This is a genomic window from Streptomyces sp. NPDC001351, from assembly GCF_042896045.1.
In the GTDB taxonomy this organism is placed as follows: domain Bacteria; phylum Actinomycetota; class Actinomycetes; order Streptomycetales; family Streptomycetaceae; genus Streptomyces.
Genome location: NZ_JBIAWS010000008.1, coordinates 130,292 through 148,950, shown reverse-complemented (window position 1 = coordinate 148,950; position 18,659 = coordinate 130,292). Strand labels below are relative to the sequence as shown.

Annotated in this window: 21 protein-coding genes; 4 read left to right on the top strand and 17 right to left on the bottom strand. The window is 67.0% G+C overall.

From position 1 onward, the window contains the following. Nucleotides 1-413 precede the first annotated feature (413 nt). Complete coding sequence (locus ACFY1U_RS28715) at nucleotides 414-950, top strand: hypothetical protein (protein ID WP_390697003.1); 537 nt, start codon at nucleotides 414-416, stop codon at nucleotides 948-950. Nucleotides 951-1,006: 56 nt separating this feature from the next. Here ACFY1U_RS28715 and ACFY1U_RS28710 read toward each other — a convergent pair whose 3' ends face one another. The 5 genes from ACFY1U_RS28710 to ACFY1U_RS28690 form a co-directional block, all read right to left on the bottom strand. Then, the gene (locus ACFY1U_RS28710; RefSeq protein WP_390697002.1) at nucleotides 1,007-1,336 is read right to left on the bottom strand and encodes a hypothetical protein; all 330 of its coding nucleotides are present in this window, start codon (nucleotides 1,334-1,336) and stop codon (nucleotides 1,007-1,009) included. Between the two features lie 79 nt (nucleotides 1,337-1,415). After that, complete coding sequence (locus ACFY1U_RS28705) at nucleotides 1,416-1,703, bottom strand: hypothetical protein (protein WP_390697001.1); 288 nt, start codon at nucleotides 1,701-1,703, stop codon at nucleotides 1,416-1,418. Then, nucleotides 1,703-2,752, bottom strand: coding sequence for a major capsid protein (locus ACFY1U_RS28700; protein WP_390697000.1), 1,050 nt, complete (start codon nucleotides 2,750-2,752; stop codon nucleotides 1,703-1,705). Before ACFY1U_RS28700 ends, ACFY1U_RS28705 begins: the two co-directional genes overlap by 1 nt. Before the next feature lie 13 nt (nucleotides 2,753-2,765). Further along, the gene (locus tag ACFY1U_RS28695) at nucleotides 2,766-3,182 is read right to left on the bottom strand and encodes a head decoration protein (RefSeq protein WP_390696999.1); all 417 of its coding nucleotides are present in this window, start codon (nucleotides 3,180-3,182) and stop codon (nucleotides 2,766-2,768) included. Between the two features lie 111 nt (nucleotides 3,183-3,293). Beyond that, entirely contained in the window at nucleotides 3,294-3,998 is a 705-nt protein-coding gene (locus ACFY1U_RS28690) for a hypothetical protein (RefSeq protein WP_390696998.1), read from the bottom strand. A gap of 464 nt (nucleotides 3,999-4,462) precedes the next feature. Between ACFY1U_RS28690 and ACFY1U_RS28685 the strand changes: the two genes are divergently transcribed. After that, the gene (locus ACFY1U_RS28685) at nucleotides 4,463-4,669 is read left to right on the top strand and encodes a hypothetical protein (RefSeq protein ID WP_390696997.1); all 207 of its coding nucleotides are present in this window, start codon (nucleotides 4,463-4,465) and stop codon (nucleotides 4,667-4,669) included. Between the two features lie 211 nt (nucleotides 4,670-4,880). Here the strand turns inward: ACFY1U_RS28685 and ACFY1U_RS28680 are convergent, their stop codons facing one another. Beyond that, a complete protein-coding gene (locus ACFY1U_RS28680) occupies nucleotides 4,881-5,069 on the bottom strand; it encodes a hypothetical protein (protein ID WP_390696996.1) in 189 nt (62 codons plus the stop codon). A 203-nt stretch (nucleotides 5,070-5,272) separates the two neighbouring features. On the opposite strand from ACFY1U_RS28680, the gene ACFY1U_RS28675 reads away from it, so the two are divergent. Continuing rightward, the gene (locus ACFY1U_RS28675) at nucleotides 5,273-6,220 is read left to right on the top strand and encodes a Ku protein (protein WP_390696995.1); all 948 of its coding nucleotides are present in this window, start codon (nucleotides 5,273-5,275) and stop codon (nucleotides 6,218-6,220) included. Here the strand turns inward: ACFY1U_RS28675 and ACFY1U_RS28670 are convergent. The 3 genes from ACFY1U_RS28670 to ACFY1U_RS28660 form a co-directional block, all read right to left on the bottom strand. After that, nucleotides 6,217-6,549 carry a DUF6233 domain-containing protein gene (locus ACFY1U_RS28670; protein ID WP_390697398.1) on the bottom strand — a complete coding sequence of 111 codons (333 nt, stop codon included), beginning with the start codon at nucleotides 6,547-6,549 and terminating at the stop codon, nucleotides 6,217-6,219. The two genes, ACFY1U_RS28675 and ACFY1U_RS28670, sit on opposite strands and share 4 nt — an antisense overlap. A 19-nt stretch (nucleotides 6,550-6,568) precedes the next feature. Beyond that, nucleotides 6,569-7,156: a hypothetical protein gene (locus ACFY1U_RS28665; RefSeq protein ID WP_390696994.1), complete on the bottom strand. Its 588-nt coding sequence runs from the start codon at nucleotides 7,154-7,156 to the stop codon at nucleotides 6,569-6,571. Nucleotides 7,157-7,329: 173 nt separating this feature from the next. Next, nucleotides 7,330-8,109 (bottom strand): hypothetical protein, encoded by a 780-nt coding sequence (locus tag ACFY1U_RS28660; protein ID WP_390696993.1) that lies wholly within the window; start codon nucleotides 8,107-8,109, stop codon nucleotides 7,330-7,332. A 357-nt stretch (nucleotides 8,110-8,466) separates the two neighbouring features. Here ACFY1U_RS28660 and ACFY1U_RS28655 point away from each other — a divergent pair, with 357 nt between their 5' ends. After that, entirely contained in the window at nucleotides 8,467-8,940 is a 474-nt protein-coding gene (locus tag ACFY1U_RS28655) for a hypothetical protein (protein WP_390696992.1), read from the top strand. 216 nt (nucleotides 8,941-9,156) lie between these two features. Here the strand turns inward: ACFY1U_RS28655 and ACFY1U_RS28650 are convergent, their stop codons facing one another. From ACFY1U_RS28650 to ACFY1U_RS28615, 8 genes are all read right to left on the bottom strand, one after another. Beyond that, nucleotides 9,157-9,396 carry a hypothetical protein gene (locus ACFY1U_RS28650; RefSeq protein WP_390696991.1) on the bottom strand — a complete coding sequence of 80 codons (240 nt, stop codon included), beginning with the start codon at nucleotides 9,394-9,396 and terminating at the stop codon, nucleotides 9,157-9,159. Between the two features lie 73 nt (nucleotides 9,397-9,469). Next, nucleotides 9,470-11,170 (bottom strand): hypothetical protein, encoded by a 1,701-nt coding sequence (locus ACFY1U_RS28645; protein WP_390696990.1) that lies wholly within the window; start codon nucleotides 11,168-11,170, stop codon nucleotides 9,470-9,472. Between the two features lie 315 nt (nucleotides 11,171-11,485). Further along, nucleotides 11,486-12,154 carry a Crp/Fnr family transcriptional regulator gene (locus ACFY1U_RS28640; RefSeq protein ID WP_390696989.1) on the bottom strand — a complete coding sequence of 223 codons (669 nt, stop codon included), beginning with the start codon at nucleotides 12,152-12,154 and terminating at the stop codon, nucleotides 11,486-11,488. A 54-nt stretch (nucleotides 12,155-12,208) separates the two neighbouring features. After that, the gene (locus ACFY1U_RS28635; RefSeq protein ID WP_390696988.1) at nucleotides 12,209-13,645 is read right to left on the bottom strand and encodes a terminase large subunit domain-containing protein; all 1,437 of its coding nucleotides are present in this window, start codon (nucleotides 13,643-13,645) and stop codon (nucleotides 12,209-12,211) included. Between the two features lie 53 nt (nucleotides 13,646-13,698). Continuing rightward, on the bottom strand, nucleotides 13,699-14,232 hold the full coding sequence (locus ACFY1U_RS28630; protein ID WP_390696987.1) for a hypothetical protein: 534 nt from the start codon (nucleotides 14,230-14,232) through the stop codon (nucleotides 13,699-13,701). A 25-nt stretch (nucleotides 14,233-14,257) separates the two neighbouring features. After that, complete coding sequence (locus ACFY1U_RS28625) at nucleotides 14,258-15,160, bottom strand: ParB N-terminal domain-containing protein (protein WP_390696986.1); 903 nt, start codon at nucleotides 15,158-15,160, stop codon at nucleotides 14,258-14,260. 2 nt (nucleotides 15,161-15,162) lie between these two features. After that, on the bottom strand, nucleotides 15,163-16,497 hold the full coding sequence (locus ACFY1U_RS28620; RefSeq protein WP_390696985.1) for a hypothetical protein: 1,335 nt from the start codon (nucleotides 16,495-16,497) through the stop codon (nucleotides 15,163-15,165). Between the two features lie 1,100 nt (nucleotides 16,498-17,597). After that, nucleotides 17,598-18,113 carry a VUT family protein gene (locus ACFY1U_RS28615; protein WP_390696984.1) on the bottom strand — a complete coding sequence of 172 codons (516 nt, stop codon included), beginning with the start codon at nucleotides 18,111-18,113 and terminating at the stop codon, nucleotides 17,598-17,600. Nucleotides 18,114-18,659: the final 546 nt, after the last annotated feature.

Below are 18,659 nucleotides of genomic sequence, written 5' to 3'. Positions count from 1 at the left end.
GCTAAAGCCGCTGTCGGACAGTGCTGGGCGAGCAAGCCCGGCCCCCCTCTCCCATGGGCTGGGCTCCCTGCCATGCGCAGCACCGTCCTGGAGGCGCGCGACGCCGGTCTCCCCGTCGATGTGGTGTGGCCGCAGGGCGCTGCACGGACCGACTGATCTGCACGTCCCCGTGCTGCACACCGAGGGGTGTGCCGTCGGGCGACCCAGATTCACGTACGGTCGGTGCCGCCCGGCGGGACCGGGCGAGAATGATCACAGATCATCCGGAGCGTCTCGTTCCGGTCAGATGGCAAAATTCAAGCCGTGAACACGCAAGACTGGACGCTGTCCGTAACGGGATATACCCGCCCGAAGCGGTGCGCAGGGAGCCATGGCGCTGCCAGCGCGCTGGAGCAGTGGCGCGACCACCTGCCATGCGCCACCTGATCATGATGTTCGCCAAGTTCCGTCGTCGCCGCTCCGCCACGGCCACCCACTCCACCCATCAGCAGGTCGTCGAGCCGTCGCTCCCCCCGGTCCCGCCGGTCGACCTGGAGACGCTGGGGCGAATCGAGCGAGTGCGAGCCGGGCTAGCCCGGGTCATCGAGTTGGACCAGTCGGCCGAGCCGGAATGGTTTGCACGCGTGCGCGCCGGCGAAACCGTATCCGTCACGGCCAGGGAGGGGCAGCAGGTAAGCGACTACCTCCAGGGCACCCCCGTGGAATTCGTGCTGTCCGATGCCGCCGTCACCGACCTGCTGGACCGGATAGAGGTGGTCGAGGAACTGATGGAACTGGAGGAGCAGGGCGTGAAGATGTATCTGTGCCGGGGTTCGATCGCCAGCGCGGCAGCCGCCCGTAGCGCACTCGCATTGGCACGTCAGGTACAGACGGACCAAGCGAAAGACACACCGCCCAGGCGCCGTCGTCCAGCATCTCCTGACGACTACCCGGCCGCCGACCGGCCGTGACATGGGCGAACGACACCGGCAAAAGGCCGCGCCTGCTGGAACGCACGCAGCATGGTCTACCGGTAGCGGCGTGCTGGCGCCAGCCACGTAATCGCCAGAGCCTCGCCCCCCTCATCCTCGTCCGATGGGTCATCGGGCGCGGCAGCCTGACGCACCTGCTCGATCTGCCGCTCGATTCCCCGCAGGTTCTCCTGAAGATCCATCGTGACCACGCCGTCCACGGCGACCTTCAGCGGGTCAGCGAGGAGCTTGGCTCGACGCTCCCCCAGCACCTCGAGTGCGACCGCGCGTGCCGACCGCAGGCGGAAGAAGCGGCGTTCCAGGTCGAACGGGTCGGTATCCGGGCCAAGCTGCGCGAGCAGCCACGACTGCTGGAACTCGTCCACCAGTAAACATCCCTCGCAGCCAGGCACGCCGCGAAGCCGGGCGGGGGAGAGTCCGGCTCCACAGCGTGCGGTGAGCGTATTACGCAGACGGCACCCGCGTACGACGCGATGGCGTCTTCTTCCCGGCGCCGGCGGCCTCACCCTGCTCCCGCTCGGGCTCGGCCGTACCTCCCGTCGGGTCCGGCTCGCCGACCGCGATCGGCTCCGGCTCGACGTCGTCACACGGCGGCGATTCCCAGGCATCCGGGTTCGTCACCAGCGCGGCGATCTCCGGCGGCGGGCTCTCGCCTGGAAGCAGGACCAGGTCCTCGTGGGTCGCCGGGTCCTTCACATACACCGCGGCCTTCAGCCGCCCGCTCCCTGCCATCACAGGACCTTCGCCACGATGTGCGCGTCTGGCGTGTGCATCACCGGCATGCCGACCGCGGCCCCCTTGGTCCAGATCTGCACCGGGTCATCCTGCACCCCACGGGTGATGATCAGGCCCGGCGCGTCCTCGCGGACGATCTCCGGGTTCGAGCCGCGCGAGAGCACCAGGGCCTCGGCGGTCACCCCGTAGAGGGTCTGCGCCCACTTCTCCCGCTCCGGCGGCACCAGGATCCACAGGTCCTCCGGCAGCACCTTGCGGGGCTTGCCGTCCACCCGCACCTGGGCCTTGTAGAAGCGGATCGGCGGCAGACCGTAGTTGCCGCGCACCACGTTGATCTGCTGCGGCGTCAGCGTCGCCGTCGGGGTCGCCGACGGCGACACGGAGCCGTAGTAGGCCGCCCGGTAGGCGTTGTTCGCCGCCAGGAAGCTGAACGCCTTGCGCGACGTGATTACCAGCTCCGGTTCCGGCGCACCGATGTCGTCCAGGTGCTGGATCCACCGCAGCTCGTCCGCGATCGCATCGGCTTCCGGGTCCCACCACGGGCGCGCGGCGACCGGCATGTTCTCGGCCGGAACGTTCCAGTCCACCTCCAGCGTCAGCCCGTTCTCCTGCACCAGGGAGAACTTCCCGTCGGCGAGCACGTCCCCGGCCGCGAGTTCCAGCCGGGAGCGGATGGCTTCCACGTGGCGTTCCACGTCGTCGTAGAGAAGGTCGATCAGCCGGTCCTGGTCCGCGCCGTGCGAGGCCTCCAGCAGGATCTGCTCCTGCTCGCCGACCACGAGCTTCTGCCCGAGCGCCGGCAGCGCGCCCTCGCGGGAGGTCTGCCACGCCTCACGGGTCGCGAACGGCACGGACGCGTTGAACGCCCGGTACTTGGCGACGTTGACGTACCGGCCGGAGTCCTTCGTGCGCCACTTCACCTCCCGCATCTCCACCGCCGGGAAGATCGTCTGCGTGAGCAGGAAGTCCTTCGGGGACGGGATCGCCCTCGCGAACGCCGTCAGATCCATGACCGAGACGTCCTTGAGCAGGTCCTGAATCGTCACAGCAGGCCCCCGTTCACACGAAGCGGACCTGCGCACCGCGCGGGTGCCAGGTCAGCTGCGACAGGTCGATACCGCCCGGGACCTTCGACGCCTTTACCGCGCCGTGCCACAGCAGCGCGGCCGGCACCCGGGTCTGGCCCGGCGCGAACGGTGCCTCGGCGATCACGAAGCCGCGCAGTACCTGGCGGCCGCAGGTTGCCTCCGGGTCGTAGGGGCCGTACAGCTTCGACTCGGCCACCTTGCCCACCGGCACGCCGGAGAAGACCCGGCCGTACGGGTCGCAGTGGTCCCCGCACTCGTAGTGGACGCCCTCGGTGAACAGGTTCAGGTCGAGGGTGATGGTGTCGACGGAGTCGGTGCCGTGCAGGGACGCCAGCCACTCGCGATTGGCGGTCGTGTACTCGGACTTCGAAACGGGCTGAATGGACATGTGCGTGTCTCCATGGACGCTGCGGTCAGAATCCGCACACCGCCCGCCAAGGCGATGTCGTCCACGAAGTCGAAGGGGGCGTGGTCCCCCAAGGTCTGTGCCCGAGTGGGTCTACGGGGTGGCGGAGTCGCTGAACTCCGGGATCAGGCCCCGGCGCTTGGCCATCTCCAGCCCCGCCGAACCTGGCTTCGACACGGGTGCCGTGCGGCTCGGGCCGCGGCCGGCCGGTGCTCCCGCGGGCGCCGCGGGGGCAGGAGTGCGTACCTCGCCGAACAGTTCCGGCCGACGCGCCCGCAGGGCTTCGGCTGCCGACTGGATCTGCGTCTCGTCCGCGTCCTCGTCGTCGACCGCCAGCAGACGCTCCGCGTCCACCAGGTCATCGCCTTCCGCACCGAGCGCCACCAGAGCACCACGGCGCAGCGCCGCCCGCTCCCGCTCAGCGGCCATCTCCTCCCGGCGAGCAGCCTGCAACTCCCGCTCGGCTGCCGCCTGTTCCCGGCGCTCCACCTCCGACAGCGCAGCCTGCTCGGCCTCCCGCTGCGAGGTCACGAACTCCGTCAGCGCCTTGGGGGAGTCGAACCCGAGCGCCGACAACAGCCGCTTGACCGCCGCCCGTTCACCCTGCGCCTTCTCCCGGGTGAGCATCTTGCCCAACCGGTCCTGGGTGACCGTGACTTGCTGCTCCTGACCAGTCTCAGCTGCGTCATCAAGCTGGTCGTTCGTCTCGTCCTCCGCAGAGGCGCCGAGAATCGGATAGATCGGCCGCCCGTCACGGCGAAAGCCAACAGGACGGCGAAGCGGCAGGGGCCGGACCATGCATCTCCTCCAGAGCGCGCCCCCGCGCTGTCGATCAGTGTAGCCATCAGCGCAGACAGCTCCACGAATCGCACTGGACAACTGCTCCCACACGCACAGTCTCTTTAGGGCGAATGTCTACCGAGAGTACTTGCCCCATCGCGTCCAGTCGTGTATTGCAACCCGGCCACTCATCAAGTCATACTGCACGGACGCCGGTTGACCGATCACCGGATATGACGGGGGTAGCTCATGTATCGAGAATTGCGAATATCCACGCCGCAGATTTGAGCCTTGATCATCTGCGGCTCCCTAGACGTCCGCCATCAGGCAGGACCGTCGGCACACCAAGTGGATCTCTACTTGTGGCCCTGGGAGCACGTTGGCGCTGGCAACAGCGCGCGTTCTTACCTGAATCCTCGCCGTGAGCCTTCCCCGGGCCGCCCCGGAGCTAGGGCACGGCGAAGCCACGAGAGGCCGCCGACGTGCAGCACATCCTGGAGCTGGTCAGTCCCAAGCACTTCCATGGGGCGCTCCTCATCCTCCCGTTGATCATCGTTGTGGTCCTCCTCGCGCCATGCTGGCTGTCCTGGGTCTTCCTGCCCGAGAGTCGCCAGAAACGCGTCATTGACCTCGTCAAGCAGTTGGTCGAATGGACGAAGGCGACACGGGAGGGAAGGCCCTCTCAGTGAACATGCCACTCTCTCGGCCGCCGATCGATGCGGATACCCAGATCGTGCGGCGGCCGGTCGCACCCGCCCGTCTCGGCACGACCGCTTTCTCCGTCCGACCCTCGCGCCCGAGCCGCACAGTCGATCCTGTTCGGCCATCGCCACCGTCGCGTCAGCCCACCCATCCGATCTCGCGTACCTCGATGGCTCCGGTATGCGGCATGCACTGGATCTAGCAGCGCGGCTCGAAGGCCTCGCGGATCTCCTCGACACTGCCAGGGTCGCGTACGTCCGGCCACGCCCGAGGGACCGCGCGCACCAACTCGACCAGGTCCAGGGCCTCGCACCGCGCCTCGTCCGTCGGCAGCTCCGCCATGACCTCCACCGCGAGCTCCTCGAACACCGTGCCATGCCTGTGCATAACGCCCCCTTGTGATCCACAGGGGCGACACGGTAAGGCAGCACACCGGAGTCCGCTGAGGCCTGTGGATAACTCACGGATCTCCCTGGGCGTGCCAGGCATAGCCGACACAGATGGCGAAAGAAACGCCTGGCTGTGCACGTGCGGGGCGGAAGGGGCGCTCGTAGGCTGATCGTGCTCGGGGTGCACGCGGAGGTCCTGCCATGCCCCGAACCATCTGGTCAGGCGCCATCAGCTTCGGCCTCGTGACCGTACCCATCCACGTCGTCAGCGCCACCGAAGACCACTCCGTGCACTTCCACCAGTACCACCTCGAGGACATGGCCCGAGTGCGCGTGCGCAAGGTCTGCGAGGTGGAGGACCGCGAAGTCTCAACGGCGGAGATCGGCAAGGGCTACGAGCTCGTGAAGGGGACCAAGGAGCGCGCTGAGCAGATCATCCCGATCACGGAGGAGGATCTGCGGAACCTGCCGCTGCCGACGGCGAAGGCGATCGAAATCCATGCGTTCATGCCTCTCGCCTCGATCGACCCGTTGCAGATCGCCGAGGGGTACTACCTCCAGCCCGATGGCGCCGTCGCGGTCAAGCCGTACAAGCTGCTCGTCCAGGCCCTTGGCCGCTCCTCGCGGGTGGCGATCGCGAAGTACGCGTGGAGCGGGAGGGAACGACTCGGCATCCTGCGAGTGCGCGGCGAAGCGATCGTGCTGCACGCCATGCGCTGGCCGGACGAGATCCGCTCCCCGGCCGAGTTGTTCCCGCCGGCAGTGGAGCTCACGGAAGAGGAGATCGAGGGCGCGCTGGCGCTGATGGACACGATGACCCGCGACCGCCTTGAAGGCGACGAGTTCCGCGACACCTACAACGACGCGCTGGCACAGGTCATCGAGGCCAAGAGGGAGCACAACCCCCTGCCGGAGGCGCCGGAGCCAGAAGCCCAGCCGGGCAAGGTGCTGGACCTGATGGCAACGTTGCGGGAGTCGGTGGACAAGGCGAAGGCCTCCCGCGGTGCGGCCGAGGTGCACGAACTGCCGAGGAAGAAGACCGCGGCCAAGGCGGCCACGAAGAAGCAGCCGGCGGCCAAGAAGGCAACCGCGAAGAAGACCACACAGAAGGCGGCCGCTAGGAAGCGGACCCCAAGGCGCAGCGCCTAGCCGCGCAGCCCCGTCTCAGGCTTGCAGATCTGGCACATCTCGACCGTGAGGGTGTCGTCCTCCAGCGCGAGAAGGACCTCCCGGCGCTCAACGTAGCCGTGCTCGTTCTTGTACAGGGTGCAGCCGCCCCGGTGGAGGATGGCATGCCGGTCGCCGTTGCGTGCGGGCTGGAACTTCCAGCGTTGTTCGGCGTACGCGCGTGCGGTCTGTCGGCGGTCGCGCTCTATCTGGGCCTGGACGGAGCGGATCTTCTGCCGTGTGCTGTTGAGCTGCCAGTCGAGCCACTGCTCCAGGGCAGTGAGCTTGGCGAGACGCTCACCGGGCGGCATGTCGTTCACGTGTTCGAGTCTAGGCGCGTTCCGGCAGGTCAGCACCAGTAGGCCTGATCACCTCAGGATCCCAGCAATACCAGCGCCAATACACGACGCGAGCGTTCCACTCCGGCTCATAGAAGTGCACGTCGACCCAGGCGAGCCCACGGCCATCCGGCCCGTGATAGATGCGACGTAACCCGCCTGGATGCCAATCGCCTCCGGCGCGCACCTCAACGCCCCTGTGCGGCTGATATCGCGTGACCGTTGACGGGTTGAAGCAGGCCTGCCAGTGCTCCAGGTCTGCCGGTACGGCATCCCCCCTCTGAGGGCGGGCCTCGGCCGACGCCTTCGGGCTGCTCCCGCGGTTTTCGAGGCTCATGCGGCTCGGATCCCAGAAGATCCACGCCTTGCGGATACCGGGGCGCCGCCCGTTCACGACGACCAGGAGTGCGCGGCGACCGGAGGGGAGATCGCAAGCCTCCAGGATCTGGGCCCTCTCCCGCTCGCCGGCCCACTGCAGGTGGAGCCAAAGGCCGGTGCGGTTGGTGACGCCGTCGCGCCAGCCGTACCGCTTGTCCGGTATCGGCAGGTGGGCCTCTTCCGCATCAAGCCATTCGCTCATACGTTCGAAAATAGCGGCTGTGGGACCCACCGGCTACCCAACCACCTGCTGTGACTGAGCACGCCAGTTGGCCGTACTGGTGCTCAGCCTCCCTTTTTGAGGGGCGCTAGCTCCTCAACCGATCGCTCGATGGCCACAGCGCACCCTAAGGGCCGGCCGGGGTACGGGAGCCGTCATTCGCGCGGCTCGCGGGGAACGCCTCTCCGGCGGCCGGGCCGAAGACTCCCCACCGCAGTGAGCCGCGTGCGTGGACGGCCGAGACGCGAATGGCCCTCACGTGCCGACCGTGCCCCCGGCCGGCGACCGACGCCGCGGACACGCTCAGTGGTGCCCGCCTCGTCCGCGTCGACACCCGGAAGCCTCCGGCGGATCACCATGACGGCCGCGGCAACAATGGCACTCACGGACACGGCGAGCCCGCCCAGACTGGTGATCGCGCCGCTCACCCACTGCCACAGGTCCTTGATCCAGGAGAACAGGCTGTTGTCGCTGGGTGGCGCTGCTACGTCGACGCGCGAGGTCACGGGCGGCTTCTCGATGAGCACGGTGTCGCTCTCGCGGAAGTAGGCGGTCACGGTGAGAGCAACGCTGACCTTCCCAGCACGCTGTGCGCTCACGTCCCACATCCAGGTTGCCCTGTCGTTCTTGAAAAGGACGTTCTGGCGCTCCGACGACAGCGGGATGCACCGCACTCCGGCGCCCGAGCAATGCAGCTTTACCCCGATCTGCGCACCCGCACTCACCGGGGCCTGCGTCTCACCAGGCTTGGCCCGGCGCCACCTGCCCAGGATGTCGACGCGGAACGAGCGCGGTTCCGCACCTGCCACAAGCCCCAAAGATCTGGCGTCTGTGTAGACAAGTTGGCCTTGAAAGAGTTGCTGGCGGGCCTGGCCGATCTCTTCGTTGTAGGTCCTCTGATTTCCCGGCCCGTTGTCGCTGCTGTATCGGGTCATCCACAGTCCGGAGACAAGGGTGATCAGAACGGCGAGTGTCGTCCACGGGAAGCAGCCGAGTCCACTGGACATCGGCGCCGGTAGCGACCACTGTCGCCTGTGGGCGTGGGTCGGACTGGGCTTCGGCCCGGGCGATGCGGCCATTGCTCCCTCGCGGATGTCGAATGCTGCGAACCTGCCGAACGCTGTCTCACGCAGGTCGCTCCATGGTCGCCCAACTGCTATACCCACCGGTGCGGTTCGGGCATGCTCGGTGGCGCAGATGCTCTGCGTGACCGGTAGCGAGGTGGATGGCCACTGATGGCCAACTGATTTGTCCCGTTCTCTTGGCGAGCTGGCCGAACTACGGTTCCGCTCATGGACTGGGGCACACTACTTGGCACAATTGTCGGCGCCACGCTCGGGATCGGCTCGACCATGCTCGCTGACCACACGCGACACCGTCGTGAACAAGCGAACCGCGCGCACGACACCCTTCGGGATCTCTACAGCACCTATCTCGCCGCCTTGAACGACAGCTCGTCTGCCTTACGCGTCATCATCCTCAGGGAGAGCGACGCCATGGTGCGATACCAGGCGGCTTTGGATGCCTTTCGCGACGCTTCGGTACTGACGCAACGCTACGGAATCGCCCTGCAGGCCCCTTCGGCGGTTCAAGAGAAATCCGACCGGGCGTACAGACTGCTCCGGCAATGGCGTGACCTGCTGAACACGCATCCAGACCTCTCGCTCACGTCGCCGGAGTACCTCGAAGGGCTGGAACGGTTCCATCAAGCCCTCAAGGACCTCCAGGCCGCTATGCGTGCAAGTCTCATTGCCGCGGGAAGGTAGTGCGCCTCGCCCGGCCGAGTACGGGACTCAGCCCGGCCAACTAGAGCACTCAGCGGGCAAGCACTCAGTCACACCTGCGACTGAGCATGCTGCGTGGTTGTCACGCGCTTCCGCGCCGACTACGCCAGGGCCGGGGGACGCGCTGTGGAGGCCTTCCGATGGCCTGGGATGTTGGCTAAAGCGCCCAGTCACAACACCACATCGACCACCAGGGAACTATGCGGCGTCGTCCTCAGGCTGAGGGTGCCGAACAGCCTTCTTCACATCCATCTCCACGGAGACCCGGTCCGCTCCCTGCTCCCTTGCGTACTTCGTCACCTTGGCCTGAAAATCCGCAGCTGCGTCGACCCAGGGCTTCCACGCTTCCGCGCTGTACGGCACATCCCTAACGGCCCCGTGAGCCTCCAGGACAGCGCGCTCAGCATTGATCAGGTCATCGAACGAAATAGCGGTCACGTCTGAGCATCCTACGGTCGAGCAGGACAAAGCCCCACACGCTGCACATAGGGGCAGACGCGCCTATGGCCCGCTAGGCCGCCCGCTGACTGCCACCGTCGCCCGGGCCGTTGTCGCTGCCGTCGCGCTCGCCGCGAGCCCTGTCCTCCGCGGCTCGCATCGCGGCATCCTGCTCGACCTTGGCACGAATCCGCGCCACCTCCTGCGACGCATCCTCGATCGGATACCCCGCCTCCACGAGCATCGCCACCGCCGTCTCCAGCGACAGCACCCCCGCCCCATACGCCGAGACGACCTCCTCCAGCACCGCGGCCCGGTCCGTCGGCGTGTGCGGCGCCCACGCCAACCTTGTCGGCAACGACTCCCCGGCCGGCCAGCCTTCCACCCGACCGGCCTGGTATAGGCGCTGCACCATCTTGAACAGCAGCCGGTACTTGTGCTCCCTCGCCAGCCGCATCATCCCGATCAGCGCGTCCAGCGGCCCCAACGCCAGCTTCAGCGCGTACCCCGACGGCACCTCCGTGGCATCCAGCGTCCCCAGCCCGGCCGCCGTCACCCGCGAGTTCGACGCGATCCGCTCCAGCAAGTGATCCACTCGCGCCCTGAGCTCCGCCAACTGCGGCGAGGTGTCCAGCGCATCCATCCGGCCTGTCTCGCCGAGCTGCCACACCGCACCAGCCCTCACCTGGAGCTCCTGCGGCTGGCCCGTCGCCCGGTCCACCGGCAGCCGGGCCCCCGCCAGCCCAATGATCGGCGTGCCGGTCGTCGCGGATGCCGCCGAGCTGTCCGAGTCCGTCGCCGCGAGCTCATCCAGCGCCTGCAGCACTCGAGCGAGCACCGAGCGTCCCCAGTGTTCCCCGCCGTCCGGGATCGTGTTCGCGAGGTGTACGACAGGGACGAAGTCGATCATCAGGTCCAGCCGGTTCAGTTCCATGCCATCCGGCCGCACCCTGTACGAGGCCTTGCCCATCGGCAGCCGATCGAGCGTCTCGCCGTTCTTCAGGTCCTCCAGCAGCCACTCGGCATCGGTCAGATAGCAGGTCACGTTGGAGGCCCGGCCTGGCTCCCACGGGTACTCCCTCCCCGCGGCTCCATCATCTTCTTCGCCATCCCCGGCGATCGGGCCCAGTTCGTAGGTGACCCGGCGCACCCGGGCCTTCAATCCGGCCGCGTCGTCGGCCGGCAGCTCCCACGCCAGGTGCACGCGGCTGGGGAAGTCGTCGTCCTCGTCGTCCCACTGCGGGAAGAAGAAGCCCGGATCGTAGACCCGCAGCGTCGGCCGCCGCTTTTGTGGGTTCCACGCCAGCACCATCACGCTGTCCCCGAGCAGCACCGCCGCGCGCTCCGCCTGTTGCACCCGGAATGTAAGCAGCTCCTTGTCCGCCCACGTCCGCAGCCGCTCCTGCACCGCCGCGGCCTCCGCCGCACCCGGCGTCGGCGCCTCGTCATCGGCATGTTCCGCGCCCTCGACCGCAACCTTCTGCTCCGAGCCGAGGAGGTAACCGAGTGCGGTGTCCACGAGGTTGGCCGCATCGCCCAACTCCCTCCGCTCCAACGCGCCCGCATCACCGCTGGCCGCCGTGAGTTGCCCGGCCTGGTTGTTGTCGTACGAGGACAGCACCTTGTACGCCGCGAGCCGCCGCAACTCGTGCGGCGGCACCCATGTTCTGGCGAGCTCTGGAAACACGCGGCTTCCGGGACGGCCAGCGTCGGCCATCACGGGCTTGTAGTTCAGCCACGACCAAGCGTCGATGATGAATTGGCGCAGGCCCATCGAGAGCGGATCCCTCCACTAGAAGACCCCACGCCGAGCAGTCAGGGTAGTGCCCATCGTCCAAAGTGATCAGCTACTCGTGAAGACGCCAAGCACAACGAAGACGAGACCGGCTACGGCCAATGCCACCGACCGAGTCCGCGACAGGCGCGGCACCTCCACTTCAGAGATCTTCAGCCCTTCACCGACAAGTGCAACGGCGACGCACAGTGCGCCAACGACCTGAAGCGTCACGAGCCCAGCCCCCAGGAGCCACCGCGAAGCCGGGAAGGCCTCGCCACTTGTGAGTAATAGTACACACAAGAGTGAGGAATTCTACCGAGCTTCGGTGACCAGCTTGCGCAACTCCTCAACGTCGCGCACGATCATGGTCCGCCGTCCGGTAAGGATCAGTCCTGCATCACGGAGCTTACGTAGCTGCAGGTTGACAGCCTCTCTGGATGCGCCAATGCGAGACGCCAACTCCGCCTTACTCAGCGCCAGAGGAATCTCCACACCGCTATCCCCCTGCCGCCCCGTCATGGCGGCCAAGTCGACCAACAGGTTCGCGAATCGCTCACCAACGGACTGATGTGCGAGGCGAGTTCTTTCCTGGTCGGCTTCACGCATGCGCTCCATCAGGTGGCGAATGATATTCGCTTCCAGGTGACGTTCCTGCACGAATCGCAGGAACGCATCCGCCGGAACGTCCAACCCCTCAACTTCGCTGATGGCTTTCACTGTGTTGGACTGCAGTTCCCCCGTGAGGGCGCTACCGATTCCGAGCACCTCCCCGGGGCCGCGAAAGGACAACAGCACGTCCATCCCGACTTCCGAAGGGATGGAAACCGTCACATAGCCACTGGTGATCAAGAGCACGGAGCGAACAGGCTGCCCGGCATAAAACAGGACATGCCCGCGAGGGAACTGGACTTGAGTGGCTAGTTGTTCAAATTCCCGCTGGAGTTCCTCGTCCGCAGCAGTCAGAAAGTTCAAGATGGCCATACGGTGAGTGTAGTTCTGCACGCTCCTTTGCGGAAAACTACACACAGGAGCGGTTCATCGCCGTCCGCTCAGCCGTTGATCATCCCCGCCACGTGGAGGCGGCATCGTCGGATCCAGGAACAGATCCCACAGGGCCCACACCGCCGAGTCCAGCAGGTCCGGCGAATCCTCCGTCTCCCCCTGGCCCACGAACGTCGTCATCTGCTCCTCCAACTCCGCGAACACACGCGCCGAGCCCACGTGATGCACCCGCACCTGCTCATACAGTTGCGCTGCCGGGGCCGCCCGCGCCCGCTTCCCCCGCGTCGCATGAACGATCCGCCAATTCACCGTCGGATCGACCTGCTCCAGCAGCGCAGGCAGGTAGTCGCCGCCATTGTTTGCCTCGATCACCGCACAGTCCGCACGATGCTGGTGATACAGCTCGGCGGCCCGTTTCATCGCCTGCGTCGGTGTGTACCGGTCCTGCTCGCAGTGCAGCAGATACCCGCGCGGTCGCTCGTCCCCGAACGTCGACTCCACGGGGAACCCGCGGCCGGCCACCGTGAAGGCCGTCATGTCCGCGTTCTCGTGCGACTTCGTGGCCGGGTCGACCGCTACCACCACCCGCTGCAGGTCAGGCAGATGCTCAGGCCGGGGACGGAAGCCCTCGACCTCCAGCATCCACCGCTTCCACAGCGCACCCTCCACGTCCTCCAACAGTTCGCCGGACAGCTCCTGCCGCCCCAGCCGGGTGCCGGCGTACTCCTCCTCCAGCTCCTCCCGGGCCGCCGCAGACAGGTTGGCGTCGTTCTCCCGCATGTGCCCACGGGTCAGCACCACCCGCGGCGGCTGCCCGCCTTCCCGGTGTGCCTTCTCCTGGGTACGTCCGCGCTCCACGAGCCGCTTCACGTGCGGCAGCGGCTTCGGCGTCGTGGAGATGACGACCTGCGGGGTCTCCGCCTCGCGCAGGCAGAACCAGAGCATGTCGTATACCTCTTGCGCGGTATGCCGCGACCAGGCCGCGTATTCGTCGCACCACGCCTTGTCGAACGCCCAGCCACGCAGGTTGTCCGGGGTCTCGGCACCGAAGCCACGGATCAGCGTGCCGTTCGTCAGCTTGAGGACCGTGTCACCGAGCGATGAGTTGTACTTCGCGATCTCCTCCGGCGGGAACACCGACAGCAGCCCCGACTTCGGGGACTCGAAGCAGATGTCCCGCACCAGCGTCGCGTTCTTCGCGACCACCGCGATCTGCAGGCCCGGCGTCTTCGACCACTCCCGTACCGCCTCCGCCGCCGTACGCGACTTACCCCAGCCACGGCCTGTGAGCAGCATCCACACCGTCCACAGCCACAACGGCCGACGCTGCGCAGCACGCGCATGGTGATGCAGCCAGCCCTCGTGCGGCAGCCCGTCACAGTCCGGGACCTCGCACGCCCACCGCCGCGCCGACAACTCATCAGCCCGGATCAACTCCCGTATCTCCGCCTTGAGCTGCTCCTCGCTCATCACCGACGGGTCCGCGAACTCCTCTACCATCCGGCGCTTGGCCCGACCCCGGGTCACTGCGTGCTCTCCGACAATCGGCGCTCCAGCTCCCGCCGCAGCTGATCCATCCGCGCCCGACGGTCCTCGTCCGACAACGCAGTCACATCCGCACTCTGATCCCGGTCCTCGACCTGATCGACCACCGGGGCCTCGCCCACCGCCCGGCGTTCGATCTCCGCAGCCACCTGGATGTACCGCAGCAATTCCGACGGCGACAGCTCCCGGGGGTCGAGCGTCTGGAGCCGAGCCACCGCCTTGCTCTGCACCGCCTGCGCCAACTTCGCGTGCCTACGAGCGATTTCCCTCCGCGCCTGAGCCTGCTCCGCAAGGAACAGGCGGTCCTGCTCACGGTCGTACGCGCTCGCCCGAACAACCCATGCGAACTGCCGCGACCACCGGCCCACCAACGCGCGGGATTTATCCAACTCCCGTGCCACCTTCGTGACACTCCGCGCGGGGCCGAGATCGCGGTACACGGCGAACGCCTCGAACGCCTGGACCGACTCCCCGCCTTGCCGCTCCCAGGACTCCACGGTGCCCTCAGCCACCGCTCACCTCCTGGCCAACGGCCTACTAGATCTGCTGCGCGGCCAGAACCTCCAGCGCCCGCCACGGCTCCTCCGCCGGCACCATGCCGTCCTGCACCAGCCGGTCGATCGCTGCCCGCACGACAGCCGCCGTCTCCACCGGCACGACCCGCGCCCCGAACACCGTCTCCAACGGCGCAGTCCCCGCCCGGGTCGGCTCCCCGGAGTCCGCGTCGAACCAGCCCTCAGCCAGCTCGCCCAGATGCCGCTCGAACACGGCGAGGATCACGCCGAGCGCGGTTGCGCTGTTGCCGATCTTGTACGCGGCGCGCGAGGTTTCCAGCGCGTCGAGTACCGGCTCGTACTGCTCCAGCCCAGCCACCCACCGCTGGTCTGCGGTCGCCGTCGACCGGGCTGCGTCGAACGCCGCTTCGGCCCGTTCCAGTTCATCGGGTAGGAACATGAACTGCACGCTGGCGAAGTCGAGGTTCGCCTCGCCCAGGGAGGCGACGTCGACCTTCTCCAGCAGATCGAGGGTCTTGTCGTCCAGGCCCGTGTACTGACGCCACTCCACGTTCTCCAGCTCGTCGTACAGCTCCTTGAGGATCGCCGGATCGTCCTGCCCGGCGATCGCGTTGTGCGAGAGCTGGAGCGCGATCTGCCGCTGGCGGGGGAGCGGCTCGTCGATCTGCATCCACCAGATCGTCGGCAGGCCGGCCTCGATCGCGGCGAGCGTGCGATGGTTCCCGGACAGCACCACCAGCCGCCCGGACTCGCGGTCGTTCCACACCAACGGCGTCGAGGTCAGGTGCCCGTCGCGCTCGATGTTCGCCACGAGCTGCCGGAACTGTTCGTGCGGCAGGAACCGCGCGTTGACGTCGAGCAGTGTCAGGGTGCGCGGGTCGCCCTGCACCATCTGCGGTGGGGCGAGGCGGTTGGTGTCCTCCATGGTCAGACTCCCGTCTTCACGATCGGGGCGCCCCACCGCTTCGCCCATATCTCAAGGGCTTCGGCCAGCGTGTGCTGGCCCATGGCCCCCTGGTACTGGAGCTGGAACTTCCAGCCGTCCTCGTTCGACGGGCTGCGCTTGTTCAGGTGGAGCAGCCCGCGGTACTTCATCGACACTGGGTTGTTGCTGAAGGCCGTTGTCGCCACCTGCCTAATCCGCCGCGAGAACGCCCGCTGGCACAGCAGCTGCGCCTCGGCGCTCGTGGCCGCAAGGACGATGAGCTTCGACAACCGCGGGTAGTCGGTCGGCGCGACAGCGAAGTCACTGAGCACGTACGCCTCGTCCGGCGTGAACGTGCTGGGCGCCATGGCGAACACGCCGAGCAGCCGCCCGTCGCCGTCCCGGACCGCGACCGCCAGGTTTGCCGCCCCGGGCGCGATCTTCGGGTTGAGGTACCGGGAGCGCAGGGCGTTGAACTGGCCCGGCTTGAGCAGCGACAGCGTGAGCGGGCCCACCAGTTCGTCGCCCTCACGCAGGCGCGGGGCCTTCACCGGCTCGATCGGCTGGCGCGGAGCCACGATCCGAGTCCTAGCCTCGCTGGCATACACGTAGAAGGGAGCGGCACGCGGCGTCGCCTTGATCACCCCGCGCAGGTACGGCTGCAGCTCCGGCACGTCGTGGTTGGAGGCCGTCAGCCAGTACGGCCGGTCCGTGATCGCGCCGAGCACGTCGACCACGTCCGCGTCGGACAGCGGTTCGTACTGGGGCGCGTCCCAGGTGAAGTGGGCTTCCAGCGGCTCGTACAGCTTCTCGTAGCCGTTGCTGTAGAAGGGAGGGAAGCTACACACGGGAGCGTCGCGGGGCACCTTCTGCAGCCAGGAGCGCACGTCCTCCACCTCGTAGGAGGCGAGGTTGATGTCCGAGCTGGACAGCCGCTCGACCGTTTCGGCGTGCTTGGCTTTCCACTGGTCTCGGTAGGAGCGCACCACCCGCTCGTGCCACAGCCCGTCGCGGCCGACGCTGGCGAGGAACCGAGTGCCGAGCATCATTGTGGCGACCGTGCCGACACCGTCGTCCAGCGAGCCTTCGAGCCAGTCGAGTTCGTCACGGCTTTCCTTGCGAAGCCGGATGCCGACCGGTTGTCGGGTGAGCCAACGGCCGATGGCTGTGGTGTAGATGGACACGTCCGACGAGTGGAGGGTGAAACCCATGCCGGGCAGTGATCGTTCGATAGTGAAATTGCCGCAGCAAGGCACGTAGACCGGTCCTCTGGGCCAACCGGCCGCTGTCTCACGAACGATGGCTCGCATGGGGCCCGGGATCGTGCCCTGGAACATCTGGCCTCCTGGGGTGCGCGGCTGCGCTGAACGGCAAACGCCCCGTCCCAACGAGTGGTCGGGCCGGGCGCCGGGAACTTAGCACGATAAGTGCAATGACAATTTCAATGATGGCACCTATCTTGACCGAGGTTTCCGCACCGGGTCGACGGCGCGACGCGATCGGCAACCTGGGTCATTCGAGCGGCGCCTGCGCTGAGATCTCGGATCGCCGCGTGAGCCCGATGTAACGGGCTGCCGAGCGTGATGCCCCGATCACCCCGTTCGGCCGCGAACCGCTGTTGGATTCGGATCACTTGAGCTGAGAGGGAGCACCATCTGACAGTTAGCTCAGTTCTTACGGACAGATCGGGGGGAATGCGGGTGGCCAGCCCTCAAGGCCGCGAGACAGGCATCCCGCGGCCTTGATTGCTCAGGCGTGACTACCAGGGCCAGTGACCCCAGCCCAGCAGGCCGGCGCCAACTGACAGCGCCGTCACGATTACGGGCGAGACGTACACAGCGAAGACCGTGCGGCCTCCGACCTGCAGCCGCACGTCCCCGCGCCGTGCGAATGGGGGCGGCGCTGCTTCGGGAACCCAGGTGGCCTCCGCCGGGACGTTTGCGGGTGACTGCTGACTCGAACCTGTGTCATGGTGGGTACTCACCAGTTGTCCTTTCGCATGCTTCGCAGCCGCTGCCTCCCTGGCCTCGGAAACCTGAAGACGGCGGCACGCGACACTCGGTCCCCCCGGGTTCGAGAGGACACAAAAGGGCCCCACCAGCACCTAGGCGTGGTGGGGCCCTCATTGATGAAGCGACCGTATCGGAGGCGGTAGGAGCGAGGCAAGTTGACCCTGCGACACCTGTCATAACGTCATATGACTGAAAATCGGCGGGTGTTCGGATGCCAAGTCCCCTACTGACAACACCTGACCATGCGGGCGAAGGGGTGACGGGCCCTCGCTTCCCGACCCGGCCCACCTTCGTCCCGCATGCGCCCGCCGATGGGGCCGGCATTCTCGACGCCGTCGTCAACGGCATAGGGCCCCGGTAAGTCGGAGCCCATCCAGGCGGGAGAGGAAGAGGCGACTCGAAACCTGGCCAGCCCCACGGACGGCTCAGGCCGTCACTTGCTTGCGACGTCGAACCAGGGCCAGAACGCCGATCGCAGCGAAGGTCATCCACGCCTTGCCGAGGATCTGGCCAGGCAAATAGTCGTAGGAGCCAAAAGCCAGCTTCAGGAAGAGGAGGCTGTCTGCGAGCAGGCCGACGGCATTCGAGGCGAGCATTGCGATCAGCAGGCCGCGCTGCCGAAGGGGCTCGTAGACGACGAAGTCCATGGTCTCGGCGACCACGAAGGCGGCAGCTGAGGCGCCGGCGAGCGCAGGGTCGGCCAGGAAGTACGACAGGAAGGTGCCGACGGCTATGGCTGCGAGAACAGCGCCGCGGCCTGCGGACTCACGCGCGAGGTCACGGAGGACCAAAGCGAGGCCCACCATGTAGACCCCGGCAGGGGCGGCATAGCCGAACCCGACGGGCACGGCTCCGAAGTGGGTGACGGCGAGGTTAGCCGCGGGGATAGTGGCGACGTAGGCGACGAGGGTCGCGATACCGGCAGGGGCGGGGAGTTTCACGTTCTTCTTTCTGTGTCGGTGAAGTGGTCGTTGCGCCGATACCACGCCGCGGACGGACAGCGAGGCGAACGCCCAGACAGTACAACCCAGGCCACTGACATCGACACTGCCCCCGATCTCGGAGATTCTGGCTGGGATTGAGTGCACTGCCGACGGCATATGTCGATCAGGGCGGCATGAGTCGGCTACATCCCGGCGCACCATCGAGTGCACCTCGAGCATGCACTCGCAGGTCAAGCGACGGGCATCCCCTCGCCGCTGCTCGGCGTTCGTTGCTGCGCTCCATCCCACAGCGACGGCGCCGCCTCTGAGCAAGATGCTGTTTCGGCCGTATCTTGCGGCGCGATGCCCCCATCGAACCAATCCGATAGATCCACTTAGTGGTGATTCGGTGCGTTTGGGAGGAGTGAAGAGAGATGCCGCGGGAGCGCCTACTGTCCGGTATCGAAAATGCATGCGAATTCGCGATCTGTTCTGTCGACCGCGTTGTCAGTGGATGCGCCTAAGCTCGTGCCAGTTGTTAAATCAGCAGGTGGGGGGCGAGCA